At 54.5% G+C, this 13,977-nt stretch carries 13 protein-coding genes and 1 other annotated feature; of the genes, 9 read left to right on the forward strand and 4 right to left on the reverse strand.

What is annotated here, in order from left to right; all coding sequences use genetic code 11:
• From ACTU3N_RS15640 to ACTU3N_RS15665, 6 genes are all read left to right on the forward strand, one after another.
• Positions 1-1,050, forward strand: coding sequence for a phage integrase (locus ACTU3N_RS15640; RefSeq protein ID WP_443087038.1), 1,050 nt, complete (start codon positions 1-3; stop codon positions 1,048-1,050).
• Positions 1,051-1,261: 211 nt separating this feature from the next.
• A complete protein-coding gene (locus tag ACTU3N_RS15645; protein WP_443087039.1) occupies positions 1,262-1,672 on the forward strand; it encodes a DUF2946 domain-containing protein in 411 nt (136 codons plus the stop codon).
• A 55-nt stretch (positions 1,673-1,727) separates the two neighbouring features.
• Positions 1,728-3,065, forward strand: a complete 1,338-nt coding sequence (locus ACTU3N_RS15650; protein ID WP_443087040.1) for a PepSY-associated TM helix domain-containing protein — start codon at positions 1,728-1,730, stop codon at positions 3,063-3,065.
• A gap of 197 nt (positions 3,066-3,262) precedes the next feature.
• Positions 3,263-4,333, forward strand: coding sequence for a 3-deoxy-7-phosphoheptulonate synthase AroF (gene aroF, locus ACTU3N_RS15655; RefSeq protein WP_443087041.1), 1,071 nt, complete (start codon positions 3,263-3,265; stop codon positions 4,331-4,333).
• Positions 4,334-4,342: 9 nt separating this feature from the next.
• Positions 4,343-5,464, forward strand: a complete 1,122-nt coding sequence (gene tyrA / locus ACTU3N_RS15660) for a bifunctional chorismate mutase/prephenate dehydrogenase (protein WP_443087042.1) — start codon at positions 4,343-4,345, stop codon at positions 5,462-5,464.
• Positions 5,465-5,532: 68 nt separating this feature from the next.
• A complete protein-coding gene (locus ACTU3N_RS15665; protein ID WP_443087043.1) occupies positions 5,533-6,405 on the forward strand; it encodes an SMP-30/gluconolactonase/LRE family protein in 873 nt (290 codons plus the stop codon).
• Here ACTU3N_RS15665 and pheA read toward each other — a convergent pair.
• The 4 genes from pheA to bamD form a co-directional block, all read right to left on the reverse strand.
• Complete coding sequence (pheA, locus tag ACTU3N_RS15670; protein WP_443087044.1) at positions 6,402-7,562, reverse strand: bifunctional chorismate mutase/prephenate dehydratase; 1,161 nt, start codon at positions 7,560-7,562, stop codon at positions 6,402-6,404. The genes ACTU3N_RS15665 and pheA overlap by 4 nt on opposite strands.
• A 23-nt stretch (positions 7,563-7,585) precedes the next feature.
• Positions 7,586-7,711 (reverse strand) — a sequence feature (Phe leader region).
• Positions 7,663-7,710: a pheA operon leader peptide PheL gene (gene pheL, locus ACTU3N_RS15675; RefSeq protein WP_443087051.1), complete on the reverse strand. Its 48-nt coding sequence runs from the start codon at positions 7,708-7,710 to the stop codon at positions 7,663-7,665. It overlaps the preceding feature by 48 nt.
• Before the next feature lie 96 nt (positions 7,712-7,807).
• Positions 7,808-8,143 (reverse strand): ribosome-associated translation inhibitor RaiA, encoded by a 336-nt coding sequence (gene raiA, locus ACTU3N_RS15680; protein ID WP_443087045.1) that lies wholly within the window; start codon positions 8,141-8,143, stop codon positions 7,808-7,810.
• Between the two features lie 268 nt (positions 8,144-8,411).
• Entirely contained in the window at positions 8,412-9,149 is a 738-nt protein-coding gene (gene bamD / locus ACTU3N_RS15685) for an outer membrane protein assembly factor BamD (protein WP_443087046.1), read from the reverse strand.
• A gap of 131 nt (positions 9,150-9,280) precedes the next feature.
• Between bamD and rluD the strand changes: the two genes are divergently transcribed.
• The 3 genes from rluD to clpB all read left to right on the forward strand — a co-directional run bounded on the left by rluD (position 9,281) and on the right by clpB (position 13,692).
• Complete coding sequence (rluD, locus tag ACTU3N_RS15690; RefSeq protein ID WP_443087047.1) at positions 9,281-10,261, forward strand: 23S rRNA pseudouridine(1911/1915/1917) synthase RluD; 981 nt, start codon at positions 9,281-9,283, stop codon at positions 10,259-10,261.
• Positions 10,258-10,989, forward strand: coding sequence for a purine nucleoside phosphorylase YfiH (gene yfiH, locus ACTU3N_RS15695; protein WP_443087048.1), 732 nt, complete (start codon positions 10,258-10,260; stop codon positions 10,987-10,989). Before rluD ends, yfiH begins: the two co-directional genes overlap by 4 nt.
• A 129-nt stretch (positions 10,990-11,118) precedes the next feature.
• Complete coding sequence (gene clpB, locus ACTU3N_RS15700; RefSeq protein ID WP_443087049.1) at positions 11,119-13,692, forward strand: ATP-dependent chaperone ClpB; 2,574 nt, start codon at positions 11,119-11,121, stop codon at positions 13,690-13,692.
• Positions 13,693-13,977 lie beyond the last annotated feature (285 nt).

Here is a 13,977-nt window from a genome sequence, read left to right on the forward strand (position 1 = left end):
ATGACGGTCAGCAAGCATAAAAACGGTAAATGGATGTGCGAGGTCTACCCGCAGGGGCGGGAGGGAAAGCGCATCCGTCGGCAGTTTAATACCAAAGGCGAAGCCGAGGCGTTTGAGGCGTGGGCGAAAAAAGAGGCGCAGCAAAAGCCGTGGCTGGGGGAGAAGGCCGACCGGCGGCGGTTGAGCGAGCTTATCGCGCTGTGGTTTAAGCTGCATGGCCAGTCGCTGGCGGCGGGAAAATCGCGCATGGCGAAGCTTTCAATCATTTGCCGTGGTCTGGGCGACCCGGTGGCTGCCGAGCTGAGCGCCAAAACCTGGGCGCATTATCGCGAGCGGCGGCTGCGTGGAGAGATTGATAACGGTTATACATCGGATCGGGCGAAGTGGAAGGTGCAGCCGGTAACGGTGAACCGTGAGCAGCAGTATCTGAGCGCGGTGTTTAATGAGCTGAAGCGGCTTGGGGAGTGGTCGCAGGCGAATCCGATTGAGGGCGTGCGGGTTTTTCGCGAGAAAGAACGCGAGATGAGCTGGCTGACGCAGCCGCAGATTGCGGCGCTTCTGGCGGCGTGCGAGGCGTACGGTAACGCGGATTTAACACGGGTGGTGAAGGTGTGCCTGGCGACCGGGGCGCGCTGGCGCGAGGCGGAGAGTCTGACGCGTGCGCAGCTGGCGGCGCAAAAGATTACGTTTATCAAAACGAAGGGCGGGCGCAACCGGACGGTGCCTGTTCCGGGCTGGTTGTTTGAGGAGCTGGCGCCGCTTTCGGGGGCGTTGTTCCGCCCGTGTTACGGTGAGTTTACGAAGATGTTGGCGACCACGTCGATTTCGCTGGCCGAGGGGCAGAAAACGCATGTGTTGCGTCATACGTTTGCCGCGCATTTTATGGCCAATGGCGGCAATATTCTGGTGCTGCAACGCATTCTGGGGCATGCGAATATCCGCGAGACGATGCGCTACGCGCACTTCGCCCCGGATCATCTCGAAGAGGCGGTGACGCTGAGTCCTCTCGCCCATTTCCCTGGCGGCAAAGTGGCGGCAGACGTTGCATAACCCTGCAATTCAATGCAGGAAAAACGCTTTATTTTCAAGGTAAATAGCGCTCCCGCCAGCCACCGCGCAAAAGCGTCTTAACTAAGGATCGCGTGGGCGACATCCGAAAAATTTTCGCCGCCGCACCTCCTCTCTCCCACCTTTTAGTTTAAAAAATTAACCTTTTGCTGATGATTAATTTACAATGCCGCTCCGACCTGGAGGATTAGCGGTGAAGAACGTTTTTCATCAATACGCAGCAAAACGTACCGCCGCATGGCTGGCGCTGTTTTCGATCCTGCTGATCCTCGTCGCGCCGCAAATTTCCACTGCCTTACTCAACGATCCGATGCCCGGCATGCAGCATGAAATGAACATGCCTATGGCTGAGCATCTCGAGATGCCGCAAGCGCATGGCGAGCAGCACGAAACGCTGCCCGTCGATCATGCGCAAGCCTGCGGCTACTGCGTGCTATTAGCCCATGTTCCCGGTCTGATTTTTCTTGCTGTTTTACTGCTGCTCGGGCGCGCGTTACGCACACGTTTTACGCCTGTTCGTCAGAAAATCACGCTCTGGCTTTGCTTCCCCTGGCTCTGCCCTGATACCCGCGCGCCGCCGCGCGTCTGCTTTTCCATTTATTAAATCTGTTCGTTCGCCTAACGCGAAACGGCACACTTTAGCTATTCTGAGGAAAAGTATGACAACCTGCACCCCGCGTGCGGCGTGGCTTAACCTGCTACGACGCCTGCACTTCTCTATTGGCCTGTTTGTTGGCCCCTTTATTTTTATCGCAGCGCTCAGCGGCACGCTATATGTTGCTACGCCGCAACTGGAAAATGCGCTCTACCATGATGCGCTCTACGGTGTCAGCGATGGTGCGCGTCAGCCGCTGGCGCAACAAATCGCCGTTGCACAGCAGGCCACTGGCGGGCAGTTGTGCATTCATGCGATACGCCCAGGCCTTACAGATAATGAAACAACGCGCGTGATGTTTGCTGACCCGGCGCTGGGCGTTTCGGAAAACCGCGCTCTCTTTATCGATCCGCGAACGCTGCAAGTAAAAGGCGATATGACGGTTTACGGCACCAGTGGAATTTTGCCGCTGCGCCAGTGGATTGACTATTTCCACCGCTCGCTGTTACTGGGTGACATTGGCCGACTCTATAGCGAGCTTGCCGCGTCATGGATGTGGGTCGCGGTACTTGGCGGTATTGCGCTGTGGTTTTACACCCGGCCAAAGCGGCGTATCCATAACCAGACGCAAAACACGCGCCGCCTGCATGCCGCGCTCGGCTGGAGTTTGCTGGCAGGGATGCTGCTCTTTTCCGCTACCGGGCTGACCTGGTCTCAATGGGCGGGCGGCAATGTTGACCGCCTGCGTACGGCGTTTGGCTGGATGACGCCACAAGTGAATACGCAGCTACACGGTACTGCGCCTGCTGCCGATCCTCACGCTGAGCATCATATACACCATGAATATATGCCTGAAATGACGACAGTTCCGGCGGATTATGATGAGGTGCTGCAAAGCGCGCAGCGCGCGGGCATTTCCGCTGTGAAATTAGAGATTCGCCCGCCGCGCAGCCAGGATAAAGCCTGGACGGTGACGGAAATTGACAGGCGCTGGCCGACCCAGGTCGATGCGGTTGCTATCGACGCCAGCACCATGACAGTGGTGGACCGCACACGCTTTTCAGACTTTCCGTTGATGGCAAAACTGACGCGCTGGGGCGTAGATTTTCATATGGGCGTTTTGTTCGGCGTGGTGAATCAGCTGTTGTTGATAGCCTTTGGGGTGGCGCTATGCGTCATGATTATTCTTGGGTATCGGCTCTGGTGGCTACGCCGCCCGGCAGTAAATTCATTCAGCACCCTGATGAAATGCTGGCTTTCGCTTCCTTTCTCCGGACGGGCGATAACCCTGCTGGCGGCATTATTGCTGGGCCTGGCATTACCAGTGATGGGCGGTAGCCTGCTGCTTTTTGTGCTGGTTGATACCCTGCGCTGGAAGCGCCAGGTGCTCAGCGCGGTTTAATAAACGTGGCGCGGTATTGTCCCGCGCCGCTTAACCGGAAAGTAAACGTTACATATTCGCTGCGACTGAAACGTCTTAAAATGGCTATTGTAAAGTAATCGTTACGCATTGTGGATTGAAATCTTTACCAGCTATGGTATGGTTACATGACCTCACCAGAGGCAAACTATCGCAAACCGCCATACAGGACCGCCATCATGCAAAAAGACGCGCTGAACAACGTACATATCACCGACGAACAGGTGTTGATAACCCCTGATCAATTAAAAGCCGCGTTTCCGCTTACCGCAGAACAAGAAGCGCAAATCGCGCAGTCCCGCAAAACCATTTCAGACATTATTGCCGGGCGCGACCCGCGTTTGCTGGTGGTCTGCGGCCCTTGTTCCATTCACGATCCGCAGGCCGCAATTGAGTATGCTCGTCGATTTAAAACCCTTGCCGCAGAGGTCAGCGATAGCCTCTATCTGGTGATGCGCGTCTATTTTGAAAAACCCCGTACCACCGTTGGCTGGAAAGGGCTGATTAACGATCCGCATATGGATGGTTCATTTGAGGTGGAAGCGGGGCTGAAAATTGCGCGTCAGCTGCTGGTGGAACTGGTCAGTCTTGGGTTGCCGCTGGCGACCGAAGCGCTGGATCCGAACAGCCCGCAGTTCCTTGGCGATCTGTTTAGCTGGTCGGCGATTGGCGCGCGTACCACTGAATCCCAGACGCACCGCGAAATGGCGTCCGGTCTGTCGATGCCGGTCGGGTTTAAAAACGGTACCGATGGCAGCCTGGCAACCGCCATCAACGCGATGCGCGCCGCGGCGATGCCGCACCGTTTTGTCGGCATCAACCAGGCAGGCCAGGTCTGCCTGCTGCAAACGCAAGGCAACCCGGACGGCCACGTCATTCTGCGCGGCGGCAAAGCACCAAACTACAGCCCGGCAGACGTTGCGCAGTGTGAAAAAGAGATGGAACAGGCAGGACTGAAGCCGTCGCTGATGGTAGATTGCAGTCATGGTAATTCCAACAAAGACTACCGCCGCCAGCCAGCCGTGGCCGAGTCTGTTGTCGCACAAATCAAAGACGGCAACCGTTCGATTACGGGGCTGATGATTGAAAGCAATATTCATGAAGGCAATCAATCATCCGAACAACCGCGCAGCGCAATGAAATACGGCGTCTCTGTTACCGATGCCTGCATCAGTTGGGAAACGACGGAAGCATTGCTGCGTGAAATAGATAAAGACTTGCGCAATAGTCTGGCGGCGCGTCTGGCTTAAGAGGTTGTTATGGTTGCTGAGTTGACCGCGTTACGCGATCAAATAGATGAAGTAGACAAGGCGTTGCTGGATTTACTCGCGCGTCGGCTGGAGCTGGTGGCACAAGTCGGTGAAGTGAAAAGTCACTACGGGCTGCCGATTTATGTTCCGGAGCGCGAAGCCTCTATGCTGGCCTCTCGGCGCAAAGAGGCGCAGGCGCTGGGCGTGCCGCCGGATCTCATCGAAGATGTGCTGCGCCGCGTGATGCGCGAATCATACTCCAGTGAAAACGATAAAGGGTTTAAAACCCTCTGCCCTTCGCTGCGCCCGGTCGTTATTGTCGGCGGCGGCGGGCAGATGGGGCAGCTGTTTGCCAAAATGCTCACCCTCTCAGGTTATGCGGTGCGGATCCTGGAAAAAGAGGACTGGGCGCAGGCTGAAGAACGCCTGGCTGACGCGGGCATGGTGATCGTCAGCGTGCCAATCCACGTTACTGAGCAGGTGATTGCCCGGCTGCCGCCGCTGCCGGAAGATTGCATTTTGGTCGATCTTGCTTCAGTGAAAAATGGCCCGCTCCAGGCCATGATGGCGGCACACTCAGGCCCCGTGCTGGGCCTGCACCCGATGTTCGGCCCGGACAGCGGCAGCCTCGCGAAACAGGTGGTGGTCTGGTGCGACGGGCGCCAGCCGGAAGCGTATCAGTGGTTTCTTGAGCAAATCCAGGTGTGGGGCGCGCGCCTGCATCGTATCAGCGCTGTCGAGCACGATCAGAACATGGCTTTTATCCAGGCACTGCGCCACTTTGCTACCTTCGCTTATGGTCTGCACCTGGCGGAGGAGAATGTGCAGCTTGAGCAGCTGCTGGCGCTTTCGTCGCCCATTTATCGCCTGGAGCTGGCGATGGTGGGGCGCTTGTTTGCCCAGGACCCGCAACTCTACGCCGACATCATTATGGCGTCGCCCGACAATCTGGCGCTGATCAAGCGTTACTATCAGCGTTTTGGCGAAGCCATTGGCTTGCTGGAGCTGGGGGATAAACAGGCGTTTATTGAGAGTTTCCGTAAAGTGGAACACTGGTTTGGCGATTACGCCCAGCGTTTCCAGAACGAAAGCCGTATCTTATTGCGCCAGGCAAACGACAGCCGCCCGTAAAATCAAAAGCCGTTTATACTGAAAAGTCAGTGGTCTACCGCTGGCTTTTTTCTTTTTAAGGATGTGTCATGGCTGAGCTGCAAACACTTTTCGACTACACCGGCCACCTGCCGGAGTGCCCGTCCTGGAACGAGGCCGAGCAAGCGTTATACTGGGCGGATATTCTTGAAGGCGAGATCCATCGCTACCATCTGGCATCCGGTGACCATACGGTGCTCTCTTTTCCCGAAGAAGTCGGCTGCTTTGCGCAACGCGAGCAGGGCGGGTTTATTGTCGCCATGCGTAACGCTATCTGGCTGACTGATAAAAGCGGCTTACTTCAGCACAAAGTGTGTGATAACCCTTCAAACCCACAGCTGGCGCGGTTCAACGATGGCGGCACCGATCATCTGGGGCGTTTTTATGCCGGGACTTTCTGGGGGCCGGGAGACTATAACGGTGCGCTGTTACTGCGTGTCGATAATAACCTGACGCCGAAAATCATCCAGTGCGATATTCACGGAGCCAATGGGCTTGCATTTAGCCCTGACAAGCGGTGGATGTATACCTCCGATACGCCAAACGGCGTGATTTACCGCACGCCTCTTGATGCCGCAGGTGAACCGGGACAGCGTGAACCCTTTTACCGGGTCGGGCCTGGGGAGGGTATTCCTGACGGTGCGGCGATGGATGTGGAAGGGTGCTACTGGAGCGCAATGTATGACGGCTGGCGCATCGCGCGATTCTCACCGCAGGGAGAGCAACTGGAAGAACATCGCTTGCCGGTGCGCTGCCCTACGATGGTCTGTTTTGGTGGCGATGACATGAAAACGTTATTCATCACCACCACGCGGGAAAATATGGACGCGCAGGAAGTGGCGCAATACCCCCTTTCCGGTGCGATCTTCACCCTGCCGGTTAAGGTGGCAGGAATGAATAAACCGCTTTTTGCCGGCGGTTAAACTGCCTCGACGGGCACCACATTTTCGCTGGGGTAGCAGCCAAGCACTTTGAGTGAGCGGGTGATATCGGTAAGCTCACGCAACGCTTTTTGCATCTCGATGGATTGCAGGTTGGCCTGCACATCGAGATAAAACATCTCTTCCCACGGATTGCCGTTTATCGGGCGCGACTCCAGCTTCGTCATGATAACGTTGTGCTTGCGCAGGACCAGCAGCGCCTCAACCAGCGCACCGGCCTGCTGTCCCGTTGCGATTAACAGCGTAGTTTTTGCCGGAACCTGCTCTGAAACCTCAATCGCTTTGCGTGCCAGCACCACAAACCGGGTGATGTTTTGTGTCTGGTTTGCCAGGTTACGCTCCAGCACCTGCAGCCCATAAAGCGCGCCGCCTGCTTCACTGCCTAATGCCGCAACATGGGGGGAGTTTGCCTGGGCGACTTTCTCCATTGCCGACGAGGTGCTTTCGCAATACTCAATTTTCCACTGCGGGTAACGATTAAGAAACTGACTACACTGCTGGAACGGCTGCGGATGGCTGTAGACGATCTCTATCTGCTCTAAATCCGTGGAGCCGGACACCAGCACGCAGTGATCGATGGGCACGGTCAGCTCGCCCACGATCGACAAGCTGGTATGTTGCAGTAAATCATACACATCATTAATCGCGCCGGAGCTGGTGTTCTCCAGCGGCACGACCGCGTAATCGGCCTGGCCGGTCTCGACCTGATTGAAAATGTCGTGAAACTTCAGGCAACCGCTCTCGATAAACTCATCAAAATGCCTGGCGGCGTACTGGCGTGCTGCCAGGTGGGACCAGGTGCCTTTGGGCCCTAAAAAAGCGATGCGCGCGGAATGTGGGTTGATCTTATTAAGATGCTGCTGGAGCAGGGCTTGCTGGGTAAGAACAGAGTCTTCGATGATGAGCTGGAACAGGCGGGTAATATAATGTGCATCCAGATGCTGCGCCTTGCCAAGCGTAATCAGACGTTCGAGCAAATCGCGCTCACGATCGATATCACGCACCGGGCGATGCGAGTCGATTTTGGCTTTGCCAACTTCGACTGAGAGCTGGCGGCGTTGGGCCAGCAAAGCCAGCAGCTGTTCATCCAGCGCGCTGATTTTTACGCGTAAATCCAGTAAGGGGTTATCAGCCGTCATGTTGTTGCCTTTAATTGTTATCAATAAAAAAGGCCTCCCGGTTGGGAGGCCTTGTTGTTCGTCTTCGCATTCTTTATCACAAAGCGAATTGCCTCCCGAATCAGGGGAAGGTAAAAAAGAATGCGAAGAAGAACGGAACGGTATTCATGGCTATTTCCTTAGTGCGACACAGTTACACTACCCGTACTGTTTTCGTTCTGTCAATAAAAAACGCGCCCGCAGGCGCGCCAGTTAAAACGTTTGGATTACTCTTCTTCTTCAACAAAGCTTGCGTCTTTCACCGAACTGGTGGCACGGCGCGCTTCACCTTTGTGCTGCACTTTATTGAGCTGCCGTTCCAGCTTGTTAATTAATTCGTTGATAGCGGTATACATATCTTCATGTTTTGCGCTGGCAACCAGATGCCCGTTCGGCGTGCTGATCGTCGCATCGGCCATAAATCCATCGGGTTCTTTGGACAGAATAATATGTGGGTTAATCAGATGAGTTTGCCATTTTTCCAGTTTGGCGAGACGGTCTGCGACATGCTGGCGAATAGCCGGAGTAATTTCCATTTGTTTACTGGTAATGTTCACTGTCATAAATTTTACCTCTTGTCTTTCCGTCTTGGTAATTTCAGCATACCTCGCCAAATGTCAAATTGTGTGATGGATATCATGTTATTTTGTCACTTTTTGTCAATGAAGTCTTTTTGTGAGGCAGGACAGGAAGAGGTGAAATTAATCTTGTCGGATGCGGTTTTTGCCGTCATAGTTGACAGGTTGGGCAGGCGCTAAACCGGTTCAGCCTGTAGCCAGAATGCATAAAAAAACGGCAGCCCAGGCTGCCGTTTTGCTACATCGGTGACTGTCAGGTATTGCTGCCGTTCGCGGCGATGATTTTGGCGACTTTTTCAGCCTGCGCGTTCATCTGCATCTCACGATAAGCGTTTTCCATCAGCGGCAGCGCATCACGCGTTGCCTGAGTATCCGGGAAATCACGCAGCATACCTTCTACACGGTTAACCACCGCAACCCATGCACCACGGCGCGTATAGTAATCCGCAACGGAATACTCATATTTCGCCAGGCGATCCTTGAGGAACACCAGACGTTTGGTCGCATCCGTCACGTACTGGCTTTTAGGATAGCCGCGCACCAGTTTGGAGAAGTCGTTAAACGCATCGCGAGCGTGCTGCGGGTCGCGATCGCTACGATCTACGCCAAAGAACCCCTGCAACGCACTGTCATCCAGCGCCATATTGGTCAGGCCGCGCATATACATCACATAATCAATGTTTGGATGCGTTGGATTGAGGCGGATAAAGCGATCGATCGCGGCTTGCGCCAGCGGCAGGTCGGCATTTTTGTAGTAAGCGTAAATCAGATCCAACTGCACTTGCTGAGAGTAAGGACCAAACGGATAACGATTATCCAGCGCTTCCAGTTGCGTTATTGCCGCCTTCCAGTTACCGTCTTGCAGCTTTTGCTGGGCTGTCGCGTAGATTTCATTTGGCGGATTATCAGGCACCTCGTCCTTTGAACCGGAGCAACCCGCCAAAGCCAGGCTCAACGTGGCGGCTGCCACCAGATATTTCATGCGCGTCATGACGTTTAGACTTTCCTCAGAATGTTTATACGGGAGATTCTTTATTCCTGCTCCCCATTAAGACCAGCTACAATAGCACACTATATTAAACGGCAAAGCCGTAAAACCCAACGTTAACGAAGAAGCTGTATATGGCACAACGAGTACAACTCACCGCAACGGTGTCCGAAAATCAACTCGGTCAACGCTTAGATCAGGCTTTGGCCGAATTGTTCCCGGATTATTCACGTTCGCGAATAAAAGAATGGATTCTTGACCAGCGCGTGCTGGTCAATGGCAACATCAGCGACACGCCGAAAGAAAAAGTGTTGGGCGGCGAAAGCATTGCCATCAATGCTGAAATCGAAGAAGAGGCCCGCTTTGAGCCGCAAGATATCCCGCTGAACATTGTTTATGAAGATGATGACATCATTGTTATCAATAAGCCGCGCGATCTGGTGGTTCACCCAGGCGCAGGGAATCCTGACGGCACCGTGCTGAATGCATTACTGCATTATTATCCGCCCATCGTGGATGTTCCGCGCGCTGGCATTGTGCACCGTCTGGATAAAGACACCACCGGTTTGATGGTGGTGGCAAAAACCGTACCTGCGCAAACGCGGCTGGTCGAATCATTACAACTGCGCGAAATCACGCGTGAATATGAAGCGGTTGCCATCGGGCACATGACGGCGGGCGGTACCGTAGAGGAACCTATCAGCCGCCACCCAACCAAGCGCACGCACATGTCCGTGCATCCGATGGGCAAACCTGCCGTTACCCACTACCGCATTATGGAGCACTTCCGCGTGCATACGCGCCTGCGCCTGCGCCTGGAAACCGGGCGTACGCACCAGATCCGCGTGCATATGGCGCACATTACCCATCCGCTGGTGGGCGATCAGCTCTATGGCGGTCGCCCGCGTCCTCCGAAAGGTGCATCGGAAGAATTTATCGAGGTACTACGCAAGTTTGACCGCCAGGCGTTGCATGCGACTATGCTGCGTCTTTATCATCCCATCAGCGGAATTGAGATGGAATGGCATGCGCCGATCCCACAGGATATGGTGGAACTTATCGATGCGATGCGCGCCGATTTTGAAACCCATAAGGATGATGTCGCCTGGTTATGACCCAACTTATCCTCCCGGACTGGCCGTTACCTGAAGGGGTAGCCGCCTGTAGTTCAACGCGTATGGGTGGCGTGAGCCTGCCGCCGTATGACTCCCTGAACCTTGGCGCGCACTGTGGCGACGATCCTGCTTCGGTGGAAGAAAATCGCTCGCGCCTGTTTGCCGCTGGCGGTTTACCGTCAAAACCGGTCTGGCTGGAGCAGGTGCACGGCACCGATGTGCTGAAACTCAGCGGTGAATCTTATGCGTCGAAGCGGGCGGATGCGTCGTACAGTAATACGCCGGGGACAGTGTGCGCAGTGATGACCGCCGACTGCCTGCCGGTGCTCTTTTGTAACCTTCAGGGTACAGAAGTTGCCGCTGCGCACGCGGGCTGGCGTGGATTATGCGCCGGTGTGCTGGAGTCCACCATCGCCTGTTTTACGGATGACAAGCAAAATATCATGGCCTGGCTGGGGCCTGCTATCGGGCCGCGGGCGTTTGAAGTGGGCGCGGAGGTGCGTGAGGCGTTTATGGAAAAAGATGCCCAGGCAGAGCAAGCGTTTCGTCCCGCGGGTGACAAGTATTTCGCTGATATTTATCAGCTTGCTCGTCAGCGTCTGGCAAACGCGGGCGTGACCCGGGTGTTCGGCGGCGATCGCTGCACGTTTAGTGAACAAGAGACTTTCTTCTCATATCGCCGGGACAAGGTTACTGGTCGTATGGCAAGTTTTATTTGGCTGATATAACCTAAAGAATCAAGACGATCCAGTACGTGTAGGTTTTCTTTTGCATAATTCAGGTCAATAACCTTGAATAATTGGGGGATGACCTCATTTAATCTCCAGTAGCAATTTTGACCTGTTATGGGAGGAATTATGCGTCTGGATCGTCTTACTAATAAATTCCAGCTTGCTCTTGCCGATGCCCAGTCGCTCGCACTGGGGCACGACAACCAATTTATCGAACCTCTTCATTTAATGAGCGCCTTGCTGAAACAAGAAGGTGGTTCGGTTTATCCATTATTAACCTCAGCCGGCGTCAATGCTGGCCAGTTACGCACAGCCGTAGAAGAGGCGCTAAGCCGCTTACCGCAGGTGGAAGGCACCGGCGGAGACGTGCAGCCATCGCAGGAGCTGGTGCGTGTACTGAACCTTTGCGACAAGCTGGCGCAAAAAAGGGGTGACAATTTTATTTCGTCAGAGCTTTTTGTGCTGGCGGCGCTGGAATCACGCGGCACGCTGACAGATTTATTGAAATCTGCCGGTGCGACAACGGCCAACGTGACTCAGGCAATTGAACAAATGCGTGGAGGAGAAAACGTGAACGACCAGGGAGCTGAAGATCAACGTCAGGCCTTGAAAAAATTCACGGTCGATCTGACCGAACGTGCCGAACAAGGCAAACTCGATCCGGTCATTGGCCGTGATGAAGAGATCCGCCGTACTATTCAGGTATTGCAGCGTCGAACCAAAAATAACCCGGTGCTTATCGGGGAGCCAGGCGTCGGGAAAACCGCCATTGTTGAAGGGCTGGCGCAGCGTATTGTTAACGGTGAAGTACCAGAGGGGCTAAAAGGCCGCCGTGTTCTGGCGCTGGATATGGGCGCGCTGGTGGCGGGCGCGAAGTATCGCGGTGAATTTGAAGAACGCCTGAAAGGTGTGCTGAACGATCTGTCGAAACAGGAAGGCAACGTTATCCTGTTTATTGATGAACTGCATACGATGGTCGGTGCCGGTAAAGCCGATGGCGCAATGGATGCGGGCAATATGCTCAAACCTGCGTTAGCGCGCGGCGAGCTGCACTGTGTGGGTGCAACCACGCTTGACGAATACCGTCAATTTATCGAAAAAGACGCAGCGCTGGAGCGGCGTTTCCAGAAAGTGCTGGTTGCAGAACCGACGGTGGAAGACACCATCGCTATCCTGCGTGGGTTGAAAGAGCGCTATGAGCTGCACCACCATGTGCAAATCACCGATCCGGCGATTGTCGCAGCAGCAACCTTATCGCACCGTTATATCTCTGACCGTCAGTTGCCGGATAAAGCCATTGACCTGATTGATGAAGCCGCATCCAGCATCCGTATGCAGATCGACTCAAAACCGGAAGAACTGGATAGGCTCGACCGGCGCATCATTCAGCTCAAGCTGGAACAGCAAGCGCTGATGAAAGAATCCGATGAGGCAAGCAAAAAACGTCTCGATATGCTCAATGAAGAGTTGGCCGATAAAGAGCGTGAATATTCTGTCTTAGAAGAAGAGTGGAAAGCAGAAAAAGCGTCGCTTTCCGGCACGCAGACTATCAAAGCAGAACTGGAACAGGCGAAAATCGCCATGGAACAGGCGCGGCGTATTGGCGATCTTGGCCGTATGTCAGAGTTGCAGTATGGCACCATCCCCGAACTGGAAAAACAGCTGGCGGCAGCCACCCAATCGGAAGGTAAAACCATGCGCTTGCTGCGTAACCGTGTAACGGACGCCGAAATCGCCGAAGTGCTGGCGCGCTGGACCGGTATCCCGGTTGCACGAATGATGGAGAGCGAGCGCGACAAACTGCTGCGTATGGAGCAGGATTTGCACCATCGTGTGATTGGCCAGGACGAAGCGGTGGAAGCCGTCTCGAATGCAATTCGTCGCAGCCGCGCGGGGTTATCCGATCCGAACCGCCCAATTGGTTCATTCCTCTTCCTTGGGCCTACCGGGGTCGGGAAAACCGAGCTGTGTAAAACGCTGGCGAACTTTTTGTTTGATAGCGACGATGCAATGGTGCGCATTGATATGTCCGAGTTTATGGAGAAACACTCTGTCTCGCGTCTGGTCGGTGCGCCTCCGGGATACGTCGGTTATGAAGAGGGCGGCTACCTGACTGAAGCGGTTCGTCGCCGTCCTTACTCCGTCATCCTGCTCGATGAAGTGGAAAAAGCGCATCCGGACGTTTTCAATATTTTGTTGCAGGTACTGGATGATGGCCGACTGACGGACGGGCAGGGCAGAACGGTCGACTTCCGTAATACGGTTGTGATTATGACCTCTAACCTTGGTTCGGATCTGATTCAGGAACGCTTTGGCAACCTGGATTATGCTCATATGAAAGAGTTGGTGCTGGGCGTGGTCAGCCAGAGTTTCCGTCCGGAGTTCATCAACCGTATAGATGAAGTGGTGGTCTTCCATCCGCTGGGTGAAAAACACATTGCTTCTATCGCCCAGATCCAGCTGCAACGCCTGTACAAACGGCTGGAAGAGCATGGTTATGCGGTCACCATTTCCGACGAGGCGCTGAAACTGCTCAGTGCGAACGGTTACGATCCGGTGTATGGCGCGCGCCCTCTGAAACGCGCAATCCAGCAACAAATCGAAAACCCGCTGGCTCAACAGATTCTTTCTGGCGAGCTAATCCCCGGAAAACCGGTGGAACTGGTGGTGAAAGACGATCGTATTGTTGCAGTGCAGTAAGTCACAAAATAGAAAAACGGGCCCTTCGGGGCTCGTTTTTGTTTTAAAAACCAGGCAAAACTTAACGAATTCTCTGTGTTGTGGTTAAAAAACAACCGAATGGTAACTTTTTTCAAATTAGGGGTTGCCAGCGGAAATTATCTCCCTATAATGCGCCACCACTGACACGGCACAACGGCAAACACACCGGCCTGTCAGGCGAAGAAATCTGAAATTAATCAGTTGACTTCGCAGCGGGAAAGCGTAATATACGCAGCCCGCGCCGCAGTGAAAAACGCCGCGGCG

It is taken from the genome of Vagococcus sp. WN89Y, assembly GCF_052220145.1.
GTDB lineage: Bacteria > Pseudomonadota > Gammaproteobacteria > Enterobacterales > Enterobacteriaceae > Kosakonia.